Annotated in this window: 17 protein-coding genes; all 17 read left to right on the forward strand. The window is 32.8% G+C overall.

The window, feature by feature from the left end:
• Positions 1–14 precede the first annotated feature (14 nt).
• The 17 genes from bsdtb5_RS02965 to bsdtb5_RS03045 all read left to right on the forward strand — a co-directional run bounded on the left by bsdtb5_RS02965 (position 15) and on the right by bsdtb5_RS03045 (position 21,518).
• A complete protein-coding gene (locus tag bsdtb5_RS02965) occupies positions 15–989 on the forward strand; it encodes a carbohydrate kinase family protein (RefSeq protein WP_271714566.1) in 975 nt (324 codons plus the stop codon).
• A gap of 170 nt (positions 990–1,159) precedes the next feature.
• Positions 1,160–1,561 carry a VOC family protein gene (locus tag bsdtb5_RS02970; protein WP_271714567.1) on the forward strand — a complete coding sequence of 134 codons (402 nt, stop codon included), beginning with the start codon at positions 1,160–1,162 and terminating at the stop codon, positions 1,559–1,561.
• Between the two features lie 304 nt (positions 1,562–1,865).
• On the forward strand, positions 1,866–3,650 hold the full coding sequence (locus tag bsdtb5_RS02975; RefSeq protein WP_271714568.1) for a methyl-accepting chemotaxis protein: 1,785 nt from the start codon (positions 1,866–1,868) through the stop codon (positions 3,648–3,650).
• Positions 3,651–3,761: 111 nt separating this feature from the next.
• Entirely contained in the window at positions 3,762–4,199 is a 438-nt protein-coding gene (locus bsdtb5_RS02980; RefSeq protein WP_271714569.1) for a MarR family winged helix-turn-helix transcriptional regulator, read from the forward strand.
• A 43-nt stretch (positions 4,200–4,242) separates the two neighbouring features.
• Positions 4,243–4,995, forward strand: coding sequence for an EFR1 family ferrodoxin (locus bsdtb5_RS02985; protein ID WP_271714570.1), 753 nt, complete (start codon positions 4,243–4,245; stop codon positions 4,993–4,995).
• Positions 4,996–5,350: 355 nt separating this feature from the next.
• On the forward strand, positions 5,351–6,034 hold the full coding sequence (locus bsdtb5_RS02990; RefSeq protein ID WP_271714571.1) for a response regulator transcription factor: 684 nt from the start codon (positions 5,351–5,353) through the stop codon (positions 6,032–6,034).
• A 13-nt stretch (positions 6,035–6,047) separates the two neighbouring features.
• On the forward strand, positions 6,048–6,962 hold the full coding sequence (locus tag bsdtb5_RS02995) for a sensor histidine kinase (RefSeq protein ID WP_271714572.1): 915 nt from the start codon (positions 6,048–6,050) through the stop codon (positions 6,960–6,962).
• 517 nt (positions 6,963–7,479) lie between these two features.
• Positions 7,480–8,157, forward strand: a complete 678-nt coding sequence (locus bsdtb5_RS03000; RefSeq protein ID WP_271714573.1) for an ABC transporter ATP-binding protein — start codon at positions 7,480–7,482, stop codon at positions 8,155–8,157.
• The gene (locus bsdtb5_RS03005) at positions 8,158–10,653 is read left to right on the forward strand and encodes an ABC transporter permease (protein WP_271714574.1); all 2,496 of its coding nucleotides are present in this window, start codon (positions 8,158–8,160) and stop codon (positions 10,651–10,653) included.
• Positions 10,654–10,940: 287 nt separating this feature from the next.
• Positions 10,941–12,113, forward strand: a complete 1,173-nt coding sequence (locus bsdtb5_RS03010; RefSeq protein ID WP_271714575.1) for an NAD(P)-dependent malic enzyme — start codon at positions 10,941–10,943, stop codon at positions 12,111–12,113.
• A 56-nt stretch (positions 12,114–12,169) separates the two neighbouring features.
• Complete coding sequence (locus bsdtb5_RS03015; protein WP_334297405.1) at positions 12,170–13,132, forward strand: 2-keto-3-deoxygluconate permease; 963 nt, start codon at positions 12,170–12,172, stop codon at positions 13,130–13,132.
• Between the two features lie 210 nt (positions 13,133–13,342).
• Positions 13,343–14,968 (forward strand): ATP-binding protein, encoded by a 1,626-nt coding sequence (locus bsdtb5_RS03020; protein ID WP_271714577.1) that lies wholly within the window; start codon positions 13,343–13,345, stop codon positions 14,966–14,968.
• Positions 14,940–15,614, forward strand: coding sequence for a response regulator (locus bsdtb5_RS03025; protein WP_271714578.1), 675 nt, complete (start codon positions 14,940–14,942; stop codon positions 15,612–15,614). Before bsdtb5_RS03020 ends, bsdtb5_RS03025 begins: the two co-directional genes overlap by 29 nt.
• A 148-nt stretch (positions 15,615–15,762) precedes the next feature.
• On the forward strand, positions 15,763–16,887 hold the full coding sequence (locus bsdtb5_RS03030) for a tocopherol cyclase family protein (protein ID WP_271714579.1): 1,125 nt from the start codon (positions 15,763–15,765) through the stop codon (positions 16,885–16,887).
• A 602-nt stretch (positions 16,888–17,489) separates the two neighbouring features.
• Entirely contained in the window at positions 17,490–19,631 is a 2,142-nt protein-coding gene (locus bsdtb5_RS03035; RefSeq protein ID WP_271714580.1) for a coiled-coil domain-containing protein, read from the forward strand.
• 286 nt (positions 19,632–19,917) lie between these two features.
• Entirely contained in the window at positions 19,918–20,703 is a 786-nt protein-coding gene (motA, locus tag bsdtb5_RS03040) for a flagellar motor stator protein MotA (protein WP_271714581.1), read from the forward strand.
• A gap of 11 nt (positions 20,704–20,714) precedes the next feature.
• Positions 20,715–21,518 carry an OmpA family protein gene (locus tag bsdtb5_RS03045; RefSeq protein WP_271714582.1) on the forward strand — a complete coding sequence of 268 codons (804 nt, stop codon included), beginning with the start codon at positions 20,715–20,717 and terminating at the stop codon, positions 21,516–21,518.
• Positions 21,519–21,599 lie beyond the last annotated feature (81 nt).

The raw sequence follows: 21,599 nt of genomic DNA on the forward strand, positions 1-21,599 counted from the left end.
GAATAGTAAATTATATGAAAGAAAAAAAGGTAGTAGCATTAGGAGAATTGTTAATAGATTTTACGGAAAATGGAATGTCAGATCAAAATAATCCTGTGTATGAAGCAAACCCGGGTGGGGCGCCATGCAATGTGCTTGCAATGCTTACAAAATTAGGGACTGCAACTTCCTTTATCGGAAAGGTAGGCAGAGATCAGTTCGGTCAGATGTTAAGACAAAGAGTAACTAAGATGGGAATTGATACTACCTATCTATATGAGGATGAAAAGGTACATACAACACTAGCGTTTGTGCATACCTTCGAGGATGGAGATCGTGATTTTTCCTTTTATCGAAACCCTGGAGCAGATATGATGCTTAGCCCCGAGGAGATTCCACATGATTTAATAAAAACTGCAGATATATTTCATTTTGGAACTTTGTCAATGACACATGATGGAGTAAGAGCTGCAACAAAGAAGGCAGTTGAATTTGCAAAAAAAGCTGGGTGTATGATTTCCTTTGATCCAAATCTACGCCCACCATTATGGGAGAGTCTAGAACTTGCAAAAGAGCAGACCGCATATGGAATGGAACATTGCGATATATTAAAGATATCCGATAATGAAGTTCAGTGGTTTACAGGAAAAGAAAATTTTGATGAAGGAATAAGCTGTATTCAAGAACAGTATCAGATTCCACTCATTGTATTATCTATGGGAAAAGAAGGAAGTCGTGCATATTATGGTAATACTAGAGTGGAAGAAAAGTCTTTTTTGCAGAGAAATACAATTGAAACTACAGGTGCTGGAGATACCTTTGGTGCTTGCATTCTTCAGTTTGTATTAGAGCATGGAATTAAGAACTTAACAGATGCACAATTATCTTCGATGCTTACCTTTGCCAATGCGGCAGCATCGATTATTACAACAAAAAAAGGTGCTTTGTGTGTGATGCCAGAAAAAGAGGAAATCTTATCGTTGATTGAAGGTGGAGGTAGAAATAAATAAGTAATAAGGGAGTTACAAGCATTTATATTTGTTATTCATATGACAAAATGACGAATGTTCTTTTGAAGTACATTTAAAGTTGATGATTAATTGAATAATTTAGATTATAGATGGATACTGTAGATAAGGAAATTAATAGATTGAATTACTATAAACGGAAGGAGATTATTATGTTAGGTTATTATCTAATGTTTAATCGAAATTGTGAAGAAGCATTAAAAGTCTATGAGAAGGCTTTTCATACAAAAGTAACTATGATACAAAAATATAAGGATCTACCTCCTAATCCTTACTTCCCTGTATCCGAAGGCGATATGGAACTTGTTTTACATTCAAGACTTGTAATTGACGGGAGTGAAATAATGTGTGCAGATAGTTCACATGTTCCTATATCAGGAAGTAATATGTATATTACCATAACATCAAGTGATGAAGATATGATTAATCAAGCATGGATTACACTAAAAGAGGGAGGGAAAATATTATTAGATCTTAGTCCCACTTTTTTTGCAAAGCTTCATGGACATTTACAGGATAAGTTTGGAGTTAATTGGATGTTTACGTTGGAGTAAGCTGTTATACTAAAAAGACAAAGAGGATATGCAACTATTGATTACACAGAAAATGGATGTAAAAAGTTAATCTTAAGTATTGTCAAAGCAAACAATACTTAAGATTTTTTTCTGAAAAATATAAATTAAAGAGTAATTGGTAAAAATAGCCAAATAATATTTGAAATAAAAGTAAATATTGAATATAGTGCACAAATGTGATAATATTTATACATACAAACTTATTATTTTGATCCCAATTCCAATCTAAAATGAAAGTGAGTATTAAGAGGAGAGAACTAACTTTTAGGGAGGTAGTATGCATATGAGAAATTTAAGAGTAAAGACGAAAATGAACTTGATTATTATTATGGTAGCATTTCTTGCAATCTGTTGTGGGGCTATCTCAACATACAGTATGTTGAAGATTAAAAAGCAAGCACTAGATGCAATGGAAACATCCATACGAACTAGCTACGATAATGATATTAAAAATCAAGTACAGGTAGCTATATCACTATTAAGTAATATCAATTCAGAGTATCAAGCAGGAAAGTATACGTTAGATGAAGCGAAAAAACTTGCTGCTGATGATATAAGAAAGTTATCCTATGGAAATGGTGGATATTTTTGGGTTGATCAGTCGGATGGAACGAACATAGTCTTACTTGGTAAAGATACAGAAGGAACCAATCGATTAGAAACGAAAGATTCAAATGGATTTCAGATGGTCAAAGCAATGATTGATATGTCTGTTAAAGATGGAGGGGGATATACCAATTATTATTTCCCTAAACCAAATGAAACAACACCATTACCAAAAAGATCATATACAGAGTATTTTAAGGATTTTGACTGGGTTGTAGGAACAGGTAATTATACGGATTATATTGATAAAGAAATTGCTTCTAGAAATAATGAGTTTGGTCAAGAAGTAAAGAGAAGCCTTGTTATATTTGCTATATTTAGTTTATTAAATCTTGCTATTACAGCATTAGTAATTTTAATTATATCAAGCGATATTAAAGTTACTTTAAAGAAAATTTCTGAATATATTAAAAATATTGCAGGTGGTGATTTTTCTGAGTCTGTAGCAACGAATTATTATGAAAGAAAAGATGATTTTGGTGATTTAGCTAAATCAATGGAAAATATGCGATTATCTATGAATACATTGATTGGGAATATTAAGATAGAAGCTTCGAAAATAAACGATGTAGTATCGTTCATCAATGAAAATGTAAGTGAATTAAATGGAGAAGTTGAAGATATATCTGCAACAACAGAGGAGTTAGCAGCAAGTATGGAAGAAACAGCAGCTTCCTCTGATCAAATTAATACAATGTCATATGAAATCGAGACAGTAGCAAAAACCATTTCAACACGTGCGCAGGAGGGGGCGCTTCAGGCACAAAATATAGATTTACGTGCAAGGGATGCAAAAGATAGCACGCTACGTAACAGAAAGCATATTGCTGATATGAAAAATGAAATCAAAGAGAGTCTGGAAATTGCACTAGAAGAAGCGAAAGTGGTAAATCAAATCAGTGTTTTTGCAGATGCTATCATGAACATAACCTCTCAAACCAATCTATTAGCACTAAATGCATCGATAGAGGCAGCAAGAGCAGGAGAAGCAGGAAAAGGTTTTGCAGTTGTAGCAGATGAGATTAGAAACCTTGCAGAGCAATCCAAGACTACGGTTGCCAGTATTCAAAGTGTTACGGAAAATGTAACATTAGCAGTATCGAAACTTACAACGGATTCGAATCGTCTCCTTGGGTTTGTAGATACACAAGTAGTGGAAAGCTTTGATGAATTTGAATCCATGGCGGATTCATACAAGGAAGATGCAACTAATATTAATGGGATGGTTACTGACTTTTCAGCGATATCAGAGGAATTAGTTGCTTCCATCCATAATATACTAGAGGCAATCAGCCAAATTGCATCTGCAACGAATGAAGGCGCATCAGGAACGACTAATATAGCAGATCGAGCTGGAAGTATTGTTACAAAGTCTACGAATGTTATGGAAAATACGAAAGTAGCAGAGGACACAGCGGATCATTTATGGAGAAGTGTTGAGCAGTTTGTAATAAAAGAATAATTCATAATTCACGATAAAAACGTACTATTGACAGTACGTTTTTATTATGCTAAATTAGTTAAAAGAAATTAATTAAAATGATTTAACTAATTAGTTCGATTGGAGGAATAGATGGAAGAAAAATTTTCTATCCTTGTAAATTTATTATGGGAAGAATGCATACGAAATCTTAATACAACATTAAAAGAGGAAGAGTCAAATAAATTTTCTAACAATGATTATTATTATTTACTGGTAATTCAATCACTGCAGAGACCGAACTTTTCACAGATTGCAGAGAAATTGTCATTGACTAAGCCTGCTGTATCAGCAATTATAAGAAAATTAATTAATATGAAACTAGTTGAAAAACAGCAATCAACAGAGGATAAAAGAATGTATTATGTCGAACTCACTGCAAAGGGAAGGTGTATTTTACAGGGAGATCAAGCTGTTTATAAATGGGTTACGGATACTATAAAGAACATTGCTACAGATGATAGAGAAATTAAAATTGTTGAGCATATTATTTCTGCATTAGTAGAACAGCTTGAGAAAAAGAACTTGTAAAATAAATAGAAATAAACAAGAAGACAGATGGGAGCTAGTTAGTATGATATTTTATTTTAGTGGAACAGGAAATTCCAAACATGTAGCTGAGAAAGTAGCAAATCATATAGGTGAAAGACTTATAGATATTTCTGAAAACACCATTCAGGGCCATGAAATATACGAAGTAAGAAAAAATGAAATAATTGGATTCATTTTTCCAGTGTATTGGTATAGCATGCCAACAATAGTTGAGAAGTTTATTCAACAACTAAAATTATCGGGATATCAGAATCAATATATTTATTCAGTGGCAACCTATGGTATTGCTGCAGGTAACGTTATGGATAGAGTGACCCAAGCTTTAACGAATAAGCAATTGCAGTTGAATGGAAGATTCGGAGTAAAGATGGTTGACAATTATGTAGTTGGTTATAATATTGTGAATGCAGAGAAACAAAGAACTATTCTGGAGAACGCCGAGGTGGAAATCGATAAAGTTATATCTATAATTAAGATCCGAGAAAATAAGGATTATATCAAAAAAGGAAAAATTGCATTTATTACGCCAGTTACAAGCTCAGCTTATAGAAAGGCCAATCACACCAGAAAATTTTATGCAACGCAAAATTGTAATGGTTGCAAACAATGCGAAAGAAGTTGTCCATGTAATGTAATACATATGGTGGATAGCAAGCCTACGTGGGTAGGAGATTGCACTTTTTGCTTGAAATGTATCCATGGTTGTAAACAATCAGCAATTCAGTATGGTAAATTTACAAAGAAAAGAGAACGGTATCAGTACCATATGGTGTAGCTGCTCCTTTATCAGATTTAGTTTTGGATATTACACGGCATTAATCATTATAAATCTTCTAAGAGTTGTCTGCGCTACATAATTACTATATGAACACCTTATTCAAAAATTTTGAGATATTCACTTCCTTGCTTAACAAATGCTATAAATTGATTAATATCAGCGTGCATATTTACATAGTAGATTTAATGAGAGAAATGGAATAAAATATGAAATATATATTAATTATAGACTATAAAATTAAATATAAGTCATGATATATGTGAATTATTCATGATTTGATTTGTATCTATATTGTAGTCGATACACTGAGAGAATATTTTGTGATAAATGAAATGAAGAATAGAGGTTTATTATGAAAAAAATATTATTATTGGAAGATGATGTGACGTTAAATAATGGGATTGTAATGGCATTAAAACGAGAGGAATATCAATTTTCACAATGCTTCACAATTCTAGAAGCAAAAGAAATGTTAAATACTATGACATATGACATGCTAATTTTAGATATTAATCTACCAGATGGAAGTGGCTTCGAGCTGTGTCAAGAAGTTCGAAAATGTAGTAATGTTCCTATTATTCTTCTAACTGCCAGAAATATGGAATTTGATGTTGTAGCTGGTCTAGAATCAGGAGCAGATGATTACATTACTAAGCCATTTAGTCTGATGGTGTTAAGAGCAAGAATAAATGTATTATTCAGGCGATTGGAAACCATTGAAGGTCTTAGAGAATATCAGATTGGGAAGTTCCTCTTTAACTTTACGAATATGGAATTCTATAAAGATAATAGACGAATTGAGTTAAGCAAAACAGAACAGAAATTACTCTATTTATTTGTTACAAACCCGAACAAAACATTATCACGTGATATGATATTAGAACAAATATGGTCTGATGGAGCAGAGTATGTAGAAGATAATGCTCTTTCAGTAACGATTCGAAGATTAAGGGATAAGCTAGAAGAGGATTCTTCAAAGCCAGAGTATATAAAGACCGTGTTTGGAAAAGGGTATACCTGGGTAAATCAGATATGAAGGTGAATCAAATATGAAATTATTCGTAGTGATTTGTTGTAGTATAACGGTTGTTATATTGATTTCGGCGATTACAGTTATATTGTGGTATCGAAAGATTATGAAAAGACAGTTACAACATATATTGGACAGTATAAATAATGCAATCGACGGAGACTATATTGAGGAAAAATTTGATGAGGGGATAAACTCAGCTATTGATGAAAAGCTGAATAAGTTTCTGACGATATCCTTGGAAAGTAAAAATAAAACCATAGAAGAAAAAAATGCAGTTAAATCTCTTATTTCTGATATCTCGCATCAGACGAAGACCCCATTGTCCAATATTCTACTGTATTCGCAAATGCTACAAGAAAGAGAAGATGTTAATCATGAAATTACAAATATGGCAGAACAGATTCAATATCAAGCAGATAAATTAAGTTTTTTAATCAATGAATTGGTGCAATCATCCTATTTGGAAACAGATATGATCTCTATTCATATGAAAGAGGAGCAGATTGATAAAATGATTCGTCTTGCGTGTCAACAAGTTGAGATGGGTGCGCTTGATAAAGGAATATGTATCAATTATCATGATTGTGGACTATCCTGTGAATTTGATTTAAAGTGGATGTTAGAGGCAATAAGTAATATTCTAGATAATGCAATTAAGTACTCTCCGAGAGATAGCCATATTGATATAAATGTTATTCCATATGAAATGTTTATCAGAATAGATGTAAAAGATAATGGAATGGGAATTGCAGAAGAAGAACAGGGATTAATATTCAAGCGTTTCTATCGTTCACCAAAAGTCAGTCAGATTAAGGGGTTAGGAATCGGTTTATATTTGGCCAGAGAGATTATTTCACGCCAAAGAGGTTTTATAAAAGTGGATTCCAGTCTTAAGAATGGTTCTACATTTTCTATATTCTTATGTTGCTAAGAGTGGGAATAGGTGATTATAGTGTTTTAATATAATAGAATATTACATAACAGAATTGTAGATCTATAAAAAAATTGGGCATATTATAATTCGATTAAGCGCTAATTTCATATGACTTTTGATAAAAAGTTAGCATATGTGGTTAAAGGCAGGAAAATCTTATTATGGTATACCCAATTTTTTTAAGAATAAAATGTTTAAGCTATTTCCAGTTTATATATGCGGTATTTAAATAAGGCGTTTAATTCTATTAGAGTGTATTTATTTTCGATATGTTTATAAATGTGACAAAACTGTCATTTCTCTGAAAGGACTTATGAAGTGATTCTTGATATGATTAATGAGTACTGATCAGTTAGAATTGGAAAAATGTTAATAGAAGGAGATAAGAGTGAAACGATTGATATTAAATCAATTTCAACTATATTAGGAAAGGATGCCACATGTGGATTCTATCACTCTTTTTTACGTGTGGCAGTATCGAAGGTCAGCCTGCGATATGTAAAGGAATTATTATATGAGTATTTTAATAACAAATGATCTAAGAAAGTATTATGGATCAGGAGATACCATGGTCAAAGCTTTAGATGGGGTTGATCTAAAGATAGAAAAAGGGGAGTTCGTATCCATAGTAGGAAGCTCTGGAAGCGGAAAATCAACTTTGTTACATATGCTAGGTGGATTAGATAATCCCACCTCTGGAAAAGTAATTATTGATGGAATTGATATTTCGGAATTATCAAAAGATGAGCAAACCATTTTTAGGCGTCGTAAAGTTGGGTTTGTATTTCAAAACTATAATTTGTTACCGTTACTTAATGTGTATGAAAATATTGTATTACCAATTGAGCTAGATGGAATAAAGCCAGATGAAAAGTTTATCAATGAGTTATTAAAGGTTTTAGGATTAGAGTCTAAAAAGTATGTAATGCCTGGAAATCTATCAGGCGGACAGCAACAAAGAGTAGCAATTGCAAGAGCGCTCGCAATTAAGCCTGCCATTGTTCTTGCTGATGAGCCAACAGGTAACCTTGACAGTAATACCAGTCAAAATGTACTGGGGTTAATTAAAATAACCAGTGAACAATTTCAACAGACCGTTGTTATGATTACGCATAATAGTGAAATTGCACAGATGGCTGAAAGAATCATACGGATAGAGGACGGAAAAATCTATGGAGGGAATACGAAGTAGATGATAAAAGTAAATAATAAGAAAGTTGTTACTAGAATGGCTAAAAAAGAATATTATGCAAGTAAAAAGAAAAACTTTTTTACTGTGATTGCAATTCTTCTAACTACTTTTATGATAACAACGATATGCAGTATGGGGATTAATTATTGGGATGCTGTTACCAATCGGAATGTCCGAATGGAGGGTATGAAATATGATGTTGCATTACCAGAACCCGACAAAGATCAGATTACAAGAGCAAGACAATTAGATCAGATTAAAGATGCAGGAGTAGGTGTGAAATGTGCCATTATAGATAAGTATCAGGATAAGAAAACGGAAATACGATTATTCTGGAATGATATGATCAATTGGAAGAAGCAATGTATTCCCGCAGTTGAATCTATAAAAGGTTCCTATCCTAGTAAGGAAGATGAAGTCATGTTGTCAACAATGGCTTTAAAAGAGCTAGGGATCAACCACCCTAAGCTAGGAATGAAAATAGAAGTTAGATACTATACACTAAAGCAAAATGAGAGTGAAGATATACGATATAAAAAGCAATTCATTCTATCAGGCTATTATAAGGATTACACGGGAAGCAAAGAGGGGTGTGTCTCAAAAGAATTCTATGATAAGACGGGAGTGAAATTGACAGATTTAGCAAATGGATATATGTATATAACACTTAAGAATCATATCTACAGTAATAAAGATATAAAAGTACTAGGAGATAACATTGGGCTTAGAAATAATCAGGTAATCTTTTTCGATTCTGAAACGATGAGTAATTTTATTAAGTTTGTAGCAAGTATTGGTGGAATGTTCTTACTTATTGTAACTAGTGGATATCTCTTTATATATAATATTCTTTACATATCAATATCGAAGGAAATTCGTTTCTTTGGTCAGTTAAAAACACTAGGTATGACATCGAAGCAGATAAAAAAACTAATTCATAAACAAGTGCTATGGAATTCCATCATAGGTATTCCGTTGGGATTGGTTTTCGGTTCGATGATATCTTTTCGTATTGTTCCATATATTCTTAAAGTAGCCAATCCAACCTTAGGAGCGGAGCAAAATGTTGTGTTACATCCAAGTGTATTGATTGGAGCAGTATTATTTTCTTTTATTACTGTTTATATTAGTTGTAGAAAACCTGCTATTATAGCGGGCAATATATCGCCAATTGAGGCTGCGAAATATACAGCTGTTAGTTCAAAGCGTAAACAAAGGAAAAGTACCAACGGAGGTAAGATTACATATATCGCTTGGAGAAATATGTTTCGGAATAAAAAACAGGCGACAATGATATTGCTTTCACTCTTTATTGCTCTCACCTCATTTCTATGTATTAATACCTTAGTGAAAAGTAATACTGCAAAGAATATATTGAATAATTCTTATAGTTATGATATTCGATTACTAAATCAAACAGTCGATTCAGATCATACTGTAGAAATATTTAATGAGTCTGATTTGAAAAAATTACAGTCTTTGGATGGCGTTTCTGCCATACGTAAAGTTATATCATCCAATGTTTATCTTTTATATGATAAAACAACTTTGAAAGGTTTTTATGATAGACTTAGTAAGTTTGTATATATTCCTCCTGAATTTGCAGGTCAATTAAAACACTATAAAGAAAAAGGAATCAGTAATGATTTTAAAGCAAAATTAGTTGGAATTGATGAAACAGGATTTGATAATATGAATAAGGATTTAAAACATAAGGTGAATAAGAAGGAATTTATGGCTGGAAAAGTAGGAATAGTAACTGACATGTTGGGATTCTCTGCAAAGGAAGCAGTAGGGAAAGAGTTAAACTATATTCCATGTGGAACTTCAAAAAAATATTCGATTAAAATTGTTTCTTCAACTAATAATGCCCCTAATACATATGCAGCAGGATGGACACCTGATATTGTTGTAAGTGATAAGCTAACAAAAGATGTATTAGGAAAAACAACATATGAGCTTATTGATGTGAACTATACGAAACCTTTTACCAAGAGTATGGATAAAAAGATTAAGCAAATTTTTAGTAAGGTGAAGGAAATATCGATTGATTCCAAATTAGACGACTTTGATGAGATGAAACATTCTGAAAATCAAATGAGAATTATTGGTGGAGGACTTGGAATCATTTTAGCTGTTCTTGCAGTATTGAATTACTGTAATATGATGGCAACAAGTATACAAAGTAGAGTAAAGGAATTTGCAATACTACAGAGCATTGGTATGACAGAGAAGCAGATTAAAAAAGTGCTGGTTCTCGAAGGGTTTGGATATGGAATAATCTCGATTGTCATGTCGATTCTATTCGGAGGCCCGATTAGTTATCTGGTATTTAAAGCAACAAATCGATATCATTTAGGAATGAGGATACCAATATTGGAAAGTATGATAGTATTCCTTATCATTATATTTGCATGTATTATGATACCACTTGTTGTGAATAGGATGATGCAGAAAAAAAGCACGATTATAGAGCAGATGCAAAATATAGAGTAATTAAAATAACTGTAACCATCCGTTGAACAAGTGTTATAGATTGTTAGTGAAGGGTTAAAATTAGAATATGGAAGAGACCACTTATCTGAAAAATAGAAGAGTGGTCTCTTTTTATGCTGTATTTCTGTAAAAAATGCATAATAAACATTGTTAATTATCCTACAAAGTGTTCTTTATGACCATAACATGTTTTTAAAGTTTAAAATATTTCATTAAATTACTGCAGATGTTATGATTTACTCGTAGCAAACAAAGACAAAATGATGAAGCGTTGGAGGGAAGTTATTATGAATTATTATGAAGAGAGCTTAAAATTACATGAAAAGAATATTGGAAAAATTGAAGTGGTTTCAAAATTTGAAATAAGGTCAAGAGAAGATCTAAGTTTAGCATATACTCCAGGGGTTGCAGAGCCTTGTAGAAAAATTCATGAGAACGAAGAAAATGTATATAAATATACTTCCAAAGGAAATCTTGTTGCGGTAGTAACAGATGGAACAGCGGTACTAGGACTTGGAGATATTGGACCAAAAGCAGGACTTCCAGTTATGGAAGGAAAAGCAATTCTATTTAAAGAATTTGCAGGGGTTGATGCATTCCCAATCTGTTTAGATACCAAAAATGTTGATGAAATAGTACAAGCAGTAAAGCTTATCGCTCCAGGATTTGGCGGTATTAATCTAGAGGATATTGGAGCACCAAGATGTTTTGAGGTTGAAGAAAAACTGAAAAAGGAGCTTGATATTCCAGTATTTCATGATGACCAGCATGGAACTGCAATTGTTGTTCTTGCAGGTATCATCAATGCATTAAAAGTAGTGAATAAGAAGATAGAAGAGATCAAAGTTGTAGTGAATGGTGCAGGAGCTGCGGGAACAGCAATTTCAAAACTGTTACTTGCTTCTGGAGTTAAGAAGCTAATTGCTTGCGATAAAGTAGGGATTCTTTATAGAGGAATTGAAAATGTAGATGATGCTAAGAAAGAACTTGCAAAGGTAACGAATCCAGAGAACATTAAAGGTACTTTGGCAGATGCTTTGGTAGGAGCAGATGTATTTATTGGAGTATCAGCACCTGGTATCGTAAATCAGGATATGGTAAGAAGCATGAATAGGGATTCTATCCTATTTGCAATGGCCAATCCTACACCAGAAATTATGCCAGATGAAGCAAAGGCAGCAGGAGCAAAAGTAATCGGAACAGGAAGATCTGACTTCCCGAATCAAGTAAATAACGTTCTTGCTTTCCCAGGAATATTCAGAGGAGCATTGGATGTCAGGGCAAAAGAAATCAATGAAGAGATGAAACTTGCAGCTGCATACGCAATTGCTTCCATGGTAAAAGAGGAAGATCTAAATGAAGATAATGTAATACCTTATGCACTAGACAGAACAGTTGCAGCAAATGTAGCAGATGCAATTAAAAAAGCTGCAAGAGAAACAGGAGTAGCTAGAATATAAGTAAGAACTTTATGGGGCAAGAGACTATATAATCTAAGGAGGATAAAAATATGCAAATTCCTATTAAGAAAACACTTGATAAAATTCCAGGCGGTATGATGGTAGTTCCATTATTCTTAGGTGTATTAACAAATACATTTTTCCCACAAGTATTAAATATAGGAGGGTTCACGACTGCATTATTTAGTAAGTCAGCTTCTTCAACAATCTTAGCATGTTTTATGTTCTTGATTGGTTCACAGATTAATTTTAAATTGGCACCAAAAGCTTTAAAGAAAGGTGCGTTATTAATAACAGGTAAATTCATCGTTGGTGCCTCCATTGGTATTCTTGTTGGTAAAGTATTTGGACCTGCTGGTGTATTGGGCTTATCACCTTTAGCAATTCTTGCAGCCTTAACTAACTGTAATGGCGGATTATATGCATCATTAGCTTCACAGTATGGTGATGAAACAGATGTTGGTGCTTATGCTTTATTATCCTTAAAAGATGGTCCATTTTTCACCTTAGTAGCATTAGGAGCATCAGGACTTGCTCAAATTCCTATTATGTCATTAGTAGCGGTTATGGTTCCAATTGTTATTGGTATGATATTAGGTAACCTTGATAAGGACATGAGAGCCTTTCTTGGAAGTAGTAAATTATTATTAATCCCATTCTTCTCATTCCCACTTGGTGCAGGAATGAACCTTGATAATATCATTCAAGCAGGTGGGCCAGGTATATTATTAGGATTAATCGCTGGATTTACAGGTGTTGGTGCTTATGTACTTCTTAAACTCTTCAAAGAAGAACCTATCATTGGTCTAGCTACTGGATCAACTGCTGGTAATGCAGTAGCAACTCCAGCAGCAGTAGCAGCGGCAGATCCATCACTTGCAGCCATTGTATCAGTTGCAACCGCACAAGTAGCAGCAGCGTGTGTAGTATCTGCTATAGTATGCCCACTAGTTGTAACTTTTGCTTTTAAACTTCTAAGAGATAAGAAACAGAAGAAGATGGATAAAATAGTGGTATAGGCTAATTGAAGTTAATTGAAGATTATCAGAGAAGTAATTTTATTAATCACATCATATTCACTCATAAAACATAGATATTGTGGAAGACTATAGTAACTATAGTCTTCCACTGTTCTGAGTTTATATTAGGAATAGAGTGTCAAAAGCCTTTTAAACTAGCCTTTTGATGCTCTATTCCTAGTGTTTATATTATAAAGGAGGTGTCTAATTATGAATAGAGAAATGAGGCTGCAGACGAAGATTACATTATTGATTATCACGGCAGTGTTTGTTCCTATTTTGGTTATCATTCCATTTGTAGCCTCATGGATGTCGAGTAATATCGAAAGTAAGGTGAGAACAAATATAATGAATGTCGCTGAGATGGTAGCTCATTCTTCTGAAATAGTAGAGGAACTTACAACCAAGGATGCGCAACATAAAATAGAACCTTTCGTTGAAATGCAGCTAAAGAATTTAGCACAGGTTGAGTATATTATTGTGGCTGACAAGGGGGGGATCCGTTATTCCCATCCAAATCATAACATGATAGGTAAGAAGTTTGCTGGAGGAGATGAAATTAGAGTACTGGAGTATGCAGAAACCTACATTTCTGAGGCAACGGGAACTCTTGGTCAATCTCTAAGGGCTTTTACGCCAATCTATGACAAGAATCATAATGAGATAGGATTTGTGTGTGCTGGTACGCTTACGCATAGTATTGAAAGAGCAAAACATACTGCAATATTTTATATTATTTTTATAGGTTTTGGTGGCTTGATGGCAGGAATCCTAGGCGCTTTTTTATTATCTAAGAATATTAAGAATACATTACTTGGTCTAGAGCCGGAAGAAATTATAAAATTATATAATGAAAAGATGGGAATTCTAGATGCAATCCATGAAGGACTAGTAGCTGTAGATTATAAGGGGAGGATTACATTAATTAATGATTCAGCATTAACAATAATGCACTTTGAGGATACTGTTAATAAGGAATATATTATGGGGAAAAACATAGAGGATGTCATTCCGAATACGCGTATGATGAATGTAATTGAGTCTGGAACTGCTGAATTTGAGATGGAGCAAAGAATTCATAATACCATCATTATGACAAACCGTATTCCCATATTTAATCGAGGTAAGGTTGTAGGTGCAATAGCAAGTTTTCGCGATAAAACAGAGGTGACTAGAATGGCAGAAGAATTAACTGGTGTCCAGAAGATGGCATGGTCTTTGCGTGCACAAAATCATGAATTTATGAATAAACTTCATACGATAGCTGGATTAATACAGTTAGAGGAGTATGAAGAAGCGCTTCAATTTATATCAGATATAGCCAAAGTAAGAAATAAGATTAGTAACATTCTGACGGATAATATTAAAGATACTTCCCTATCTGCTTTACTGTTATCTAAATATAACAAAGCGGAAGAATGCAGGGTTAAGTTAAAGATAGATGAAGATTCAAAGTTATCAATGTTACCCAGGTATATGACTTCCGAAGAAATTGTATCGGTTGTTGGCAATTTAATAGAAAATTCTATGGATGCAGTTAAAAATGATGGAACTGGCGTTATCAGTATAAAAATTGTAGAAGATAATAAATATCTTAGCTTGAATGTTCAGGATAATGGACCTGGAATTTTACCGGAATTCACTTATAAAATATATGATCAGGGCTTCTCAACCAAAGAGGGACAGCGTGGACATGGAATGTATATTGTTAAGAAAATAATTGATGATTTTAATGGAACAATTAATTTAACTGTAAGTGAAGGTGTTCTATGGGAGATAAAAATACCAATGGCAAGAGGTGATGAGTTTGATACAAGTAATGATAGTGGAAGATGATCCAATGGTTAGAGAAATAAATACGAAATTTTTAAAGAGAATTGATGGTTTTAAATTGTATATGGCAGTTCCTAATCTTGAGGAAGCAAAAAAGTATATCAAACTTAAAAAACCTGATTTAATTCTACTTGATGTATACCTTCCTAAGGAAAATGGAATTGATTTATTGAAATGGATCAGAAGTCAGGAGATAGATATTGATATCATATTAATAACAGCGGATAAATCCATTGAAAGAATTCAAGAGGCTTTACGCTATGGAGTGGTAGATTACTTGATTAAGCCTTTTAGTTTTGAAAGACTAAAGGAAGCACTTGTTAAGTTTAAAAGTAGATATGAGCAGTTTAAAAAAGTTGATATTATTGAACAGAAAGACCTTGATATGTTGAAATCAGGTTCTGGTATATTGGTAAGCGAAGATGAATTTATGAAAGGATTGAATAAATATACTTATAAAACAATTTGGACAGAAATTGAAAAAAGTAATCAAGAAGATTTTACAGCAGAGGAACTAGCAGAAAAGTTAGGGATTGCACGGGTAACAGTTAGAAGATATCTCGAGTATATGGAGAGTGAAAATAAGATTGATAAATTGGTGGAGTACGGTAGAGTTGGAAGACCTCAGCATAGGTATCATAAATTGTAAATTATAATGTTTTATGATACCATGGAATTATAAATAAGGAAAAGTAATAAGGAAGATGATGTAAAGAAATAAATGAAAAAGTAAAATAGAAATGTGTAAATAATACAATTATAAAAAATCTTTCAGTCAAGATTGGAGGTAAAATCAATTGAATAAAAGTGATATTAGCAGAGATTATTATATGTTGAAAGGTCCCTTAGCAAAGAAAGGGTATGATTGGTGGTGGCATAACTTTACGGGATATCACAAAAAGACAGGAGAGCCAAAGACATTTTTTATTGAATACTTTGTATGCAATCCTGCTATAGGTGGTGACAAAGCTATACTAGGCCAATTACCTGAGAATAAGGAAAAGGGAATTCGACCTTCTTATGCAATGATTAAGGTTGGATGTTGGGGGAAAAATGCACGTCAGATTAATAATTTTTACCCTATATCTGAATTCACCTATTCGAATAATCAATTAGATATTACGATTGGAAATTGCAGTCTTACTGAACGTCATATGAAGGGGTCTTGCGGTATAACACCTAATCAAGTGTGCGAGCATAAAGAATATATGTCCGATGCAGGTGAGATGATATGGGACATTAAGATACATAAGAAGATTGCCTATCATGTTGGATATGGAGCATCAAGGTTATTTCGAACATTGAACGCCTTTGAAATGTTTTGGCATGCTGAGGGAATAAAGACGGAGTATTCTGGGGAAGTAATATTGGATGGAGAAGTATATGATATTATAGCTAATAAATCTTTTGGTTATGCAGATAAAAACTGGGGTTCAGATTTCACATCACCTTGGTTATGGATTAGTAGTTGTCATATGAAAAGCCTTATATCAGGCAAGATACTAAATAATTCAGCAGTAGAATTCGGTGGTGGTAGACCTAAAGTTATGGGTGTATCTCTTGATAGAAAGCTTCTAGGAGGACTGTATTATGAAGGTCGAATGTATGATTACAATTTCTCAAAATTTTGGACTAGATCAAAGATTAAATTTAGTTTCAGAGAAGGAGATCAGGTAAACACGTGGAAACTTACAGCTCTGAACAAAGAATCCATATTAGAACTTACATTGGAATGCCCAGTAGAGGAAATGTTATTGATAAATTATGAAGCACCAAATGGTAAGAAACTCCATAATAGATTATGGAATGGAGGAACTGGCTTTGGAACAATACGTCTATATCATAGAAATGGTAGTGAAAAGACTCTGGTAGATCATATCGAAATCAAACATGTTGGTTGTGAGTATGGAGAGTATTTATGATTATGGATAGGGTGTCAAAAGTCATTTTTTAGTTCACTGAGTGTATATCGCTGTATAATTATGAATTTTGGCTACCTTTCCTTTAAAAAGTTTACAAAACAAACTTAACATATTTTTTACAAGCCTCATAACAAGTGACAAGTTTATTTATAAACTTTACTCACTCACGTTCCTGCTTTCGCTTTGAGTCTTGACAAAATATAAGCGTTACTTTCAGTCGGACTACGCCAAAATTAATAATTATACATCAATATACACAATTTATGTAGAGAATGACTTTTACACCCTAACCATTTATTAATAAACAAGTTTTCGAAGATAGCAATATATGTCCCAAATATATTTATTATATGGGGCATATGTTGCTGTTTTACTTTAAATTAGTCTCTATAAGCTTATTAGTAGAGTTACTTATCTTTATAACTTTAATTTAGATATAAAAAGATCATAAAAATGTGTCAAATAACATGGATTTTTAGGAGAAAAACAAGTATAATAAGTATCCATAATACCCGTTGGGTTAAGTATAGCGGATGAAAAAGGTTACTAGTATGAGCTTATAATTATATTGGGTCATAAAATTGAAAGGCATGGGAAATAAATTGATAGTTACAAGACAAGAAAAACAACGTTTATTAAAGATAGAGCAGGATTATGATGAAAGTTTAATAATAATAGAGAATCTGAATAAGAATTATGAAAATGTTAAGGTTAGATTAGATAGACGTGAGCAAGAAATAAAACAGTTGCAGCAAAAGGTCTTATTCTTCCAAGGTGAGATAGCGAAGTATAACGAGATTACAACTGAGGTTGAGGAATATGTAAACAAAAGAGAAGAACAGATAGAAAGCTTAAATAAAGATATTGCAGAATATGATTCTAAATTAAAGGCATTGAACAAGGATAAGGATAGTTTATTAAGGACGGTAAAAGAAAAGGAAAAGGCAGTTTGCGAAATAGAAGAACAGTTAAAGGCAAGTGACAGTCAAAGAATATCTGATCAAGAAAAATTAGAAGTGACAGAAAATGAGAAAAAAGAATTAGCTAAATTATTGGAAGAAGCGGAAACTATTTTTTCAAAACAAAGCAATGAGATTATAGAACTTACAGACAAGATAAATAACTTAGAGTTAGATATGAACGAGAAAGTTATTCTTATAAATAATAAAAATGATAGAATTGAAGAATTAGAAGTAGAAGTGAAAGGAACGAAAGAAGAATTATTAGATGCGAAGACACAATATGAAGAACGAAAGCGTGAATCAGAAAATGTTCAGCAAAACTTCGAAAAGGTTACGATACAATTAAAGGATTCAATGTCTAAATTAGAAGTAACAAGAGAAGGATTATTACAAGCCAACGATCAGTTAAATAAGAATAAGCTTGAGTATGACAAATTAGTACATAATAAAAGCAAGCTGGAATCAGAACTTATTAAGTACAAAGATGATTATATGAAATTAGAAAATGAATTACAGAATAGTATACTTAAAAGTAAGAAAATACAAGAAGAAAAAGAACATCATGAAATGGTGCAGATTAAAGTAACGTCTGAGTTAGAGCAAGAAAAGGAGAAGAACTTTAATCTAAGTAACCAAATCGAGAAGCTCAAACTTACATATGAAGAGCAAAAGAAAGAGCTTGAGCGTGTCTCAGTTGAGGTACAAAAAGAAAAGCAGGAAAAAGAACAATTAATTAAATACCAAGAGAATCTAAAAGCTACTGAGAAAAAGTTGGCATCTAAAGTGAGTGAACTTGAAGAATTAGTTGAATTGTCAGGTCATAAAATCGAAGAGGTTAATCAAGAATTACAGTCTGCAAAGGCAAACAACCTAACATTACAGAATCAAACAGAAAAGCTAGCAAATGAAAACGGTAAGTTAGAAAAGGAAACAGAAAAGCTAGCAAATGAAAACGGTAAGTTAGAAAAGGAAACAGAAAAGCTAGCAAATGAAAACGGTAAGTTAGAAAAGGAAACAGAAAAGCTAGCAAATGAAAACGGTAAGTTAGAAAAGGAAACAGAAAAGCTAGCAAATGAAAACGGTAAGTTAGAAAAGGAAACAGAAAAGCTAGCAAATGAAAACGGTAAGTTAGAAAAGGAAACAGAAAAGCTAGCAAATGAAAACGGTAAGTTAGAAAAGGAAACAGAAAAGCTAGCAAATGAAAACGGTAAGTTAGAAAAGGAAACAGAAAAGCTAACAAAAGAAAATGAGGGATTAGAAACAGAAAAAGAAGAACTCATAAAAGAAATAAAAAGAAGAATAAATGAAAAAGAAGAACTTATAAATGAAAAATCAGGACTAATTCAGCAAGTCTTAGAATTAGAAGAAAAGGTAGAGAATCATCAGAAAGAAAAAGTAGAATATGTAGAACTTCTTAATCAAAATCAGGAAGAATTAATTCAAATTAGGAATGATAAGGAAGAACTTACATATGAAGTGAAGCAGCTCAAAGATAATGTAGAACATAATAGGGAGGAATCAAAAGAAAAGTACAAAATGTTAGAAGTTCATAAGCAAAAAGTCCAAGAACAAGAAATATTAATACAGCAGTTAATAGAAAAGAACGAAAATCTTCAACAAAATAAAAATACACTTAATTCCAAGTTTGAAGAATTACGAAATAAGGAAGATAAGTTTAATGAGGATATGCAATTATCAGCTAAGAAATTAGAAGAAAAAAATAGAATCATCGATGACTTGGAAACTCAAATGATTGAATTAATGATAGAAAGTGATAATTAGTAATATTGTATAATAATGAAAATAAATGTAAATGAATTGCATTTTATCACAGCGTGAGAGCAAATTATAGGGGAAATCTGAAATTTATTCCTTTTTTCTTGCATATTTACAAAAATAGGTCCGTGACAAAATTGGTAAATTGAAGTATTATAATAGTGTATATTTCGACGCAGAAATCTATAAATCGTTTGCATAGTTATAAATCTTTGAATAAGTATCATAGATACCAAGGCATTTTAGTTAATTATGCATATAAAATGCGTTTAAATTGAAAGGAGAGGAAGATATGGAAATTACTACACTACTGGGGGTTATAGTAGGATTAATCTCTGTTATTGGAGCAATGATATTTAAAGGTATTAGCTTTACAGTATTTTTGAATCCAGCAGCATTCTTTGTAATTATTGTTGGTACTATCGCTACTATATTAAATTCATACCCAGGTAAGAATCTTAAGTGTTTAGGAACGTTATTCAAAATACTTTTTACAAAGCAAAAGAGAATGTCAGAAGCTGAACTGATCAAAATGATGGTTGGGTTGTCAAGTACTGCCAGAAGAGAAGGGCTTTTAGCATTAGAAGGACAACTGGATACTATTGAGGATCCTTTTATCAAAAAAGGACTACGTATGGTAATCGATGGTATGAATGATGAACTTATTGAAGATATACTAGGAGCTGAAATCTCTGCGATGGAGGAAAGGCATGAAGTAAATGCAAGTATATTTTCATCAGCAGGAATGTACGCTCCAACACTAGGAGTTTTAGGTGCGGTATTTGGTCTTATCGCAGCCATGTCTCATATTAATGACGTGGAAATGATGTCAGAAGCAATATCAGCAGCTTTTATCGCAACAATACTTGGTATATTTACCGGATACGTTTTATGGAATCCGTTTGCAAAGAAATTAAAAGTAAAGAGTAAAGAAGAGGCTGCATTGAAACAGCTAGCAGCAGAAGGAATATTATCTATTCAAAGCGGTGATTCTCCTGCCATCTTACAGGAAAAATTACTTGCAGCTCTTTCACAATCTGAACAAGATAGAATACTTAAGGAACTGAATCAGGGTTAGGGGGATGATACATGTCTAAGAAGAAGCAAAAGCATCATCAAGAAGAAGAAGCTGGTGAAGCATGGTTACTTCCCTATTCGGATTTAATGACCTTATTATTAGCAGTATTCATCGTACTATTTGCAGTTAGTCAAGTAGATCAAACCAAAGCAGATGCAATGGCAGAGGCTTTTTCGAAGAATATTGCTGGTGTAGGTAATGGCGTTATGCCTGAAAAGGGAAATTCCGTAATAAAACCAAACATCGATGGTATTCCAGAGGTGGATTCATCAGAGAATACTGAAAGTGAAAATAGTACTATAACACAAGAACAAGTTGAAAAGGCTCTAGGCGAATATGAAGCTAAGAAACTGGAAGAACTTGAGAAGGAAATTGATCAACAACTTAAAGCAGAAGAAATGTCTGGTGATGTAACAACTAGTATTGATACAAGAGGACTTGTTATCAGTCTGAAGAATGCAATCCTTTTTGATTCTGGAAGTGCAGATATTGCGCCTAAGAATCAAGAGAGATTAATTAAGATAGCACTGAAGATAAAAGAATTAAATAAGAATATACGTATTGAAGGACATACTGATAATATCCCTATTAAGAATAATATTTATCCATCGAACTGGGAATTATCATCTGCTAGAGCTTCAAGTGTTGTAAGATTATTTATAGACAAGTGTGGAATATCACCAAAGAAACTTGTGCCTGTTGGTTATAGTGATACTAAGCCAATTGCTGATAATAAAACAGCAAAGGGAAGAGAAAAGAATAGACGTATTGATATTATTGTACTTAGTACTAAATATACTAATTTAGAGGATTAATACTTATAAAAAAGTCACTAATGATAGTTCTTAAATGAATATCATAAGTGACTTTTTTGATTCTATACTATAATAATGTAA

The organism is Anaeromicropila herbilytica (assembly GCF_016591975.1).
Taxonomy (GTDB): domain Bacteria; phylum Bacillota; class Clostridia; order Lachnospirales; family Lachnospiraceae; genus Anaeromicropila; species Anaeromicropila herbilytica.

Excerpts from the sequence above, each read along its gene's own strand:
- bsdtb5_RS02965 (WP_271714566.1), top strand. The coding sequence starts at position 15 with ATGAAAGAAAAAAAGGTAGTAGCATTAGGAGAATTGTTAATAGATTTT.
- bsdtb5_RS02970 (WP_271714567.1), top strand. The coding sequence starts at position 1,160 with ATGTTAGGTTATTATCTAATGTTTAATCGAAATTGTGAAGAAGCATTA.
- bsdtb5_RS02975 (WP_271714568.1), top strand. The coding sequence starts at position 1,866 with ATGAGAAATTTAAGAGTAAAGACGAAAATGAACTTGATTATTATTATG.
- bsdtb5_RS02980 (WP_271714569.1), top strand. The coding sequence starts at position 3,762 with ATGGAAGAAAAATTTTCTATCCTTGTAAATTTATTATGGGAAGAATGC.
- bsdtb5_RS02985 (WP_271714570.1), top strand. The coding sequence starts at position 4,243 with ATGATATTTTATTTTAGTGGAACAGGAAATTCCAAACATGTAGCTGAG.
- bsdtb5_RS02990 (WP_271714571.1), top strand. The coding sequence starts at position 5,351 with ATGAAAAAAATATTATTATTGGAAGATGATGTGACGTTAAATAATGGG.
- bsdtb5_RS02995 (WP_271714572.1), top strand. The coding sequence starts at position 6,048 with ATGAAATTATTCGTAGTGATTTGTTGTAGTATAACGGTTGTTATATTG.
- bsdtb5_RS03000 (WP_271714573.1), top strand. The coding sequence starts at position 7,480 with ATGAGTATTTTAATAACAAATGATCTAAGAAAGTATTATGGATCAGGA.
- bsdtb5_RS03005 (WP_271714574.1), top strand. The coding sequence starts at position 8,158 with ATGATAAAAGTAAATAATAAGAAAGTTGTTACTAGAATGGCTAAAAAA.
- bsdtb5_RS03010 (WP_271714575.1), top strand. The coding sequence starts at position 10,941 with ATGAATTATTATGAAGAGAGCTTAAAATTACATGAAAAGAATATTGGA.
- bsdtb5_RS03020 (WP_271714577.1), top strand. The coding sequence starts at position 13,343 with ATGAATAGAGAAATGAGGCTGCAGACGAAGATTACATTATTGATTATC.
- motA (WP_271714581.1), top strand. The coding sequence starts at position 19,918 with ATGGAAATTACTACACTACTGGGGGTTATAGTAGGATTAATCTCTGTT.
- bsdtb5_RS03045 (WP_271714582.1), top strand. The coding sequence starts at position 20,715 with ATGTCTAAGAAGAAGCAAAAGCATCATCAAGAAGAAGAAGCTGGTGAA.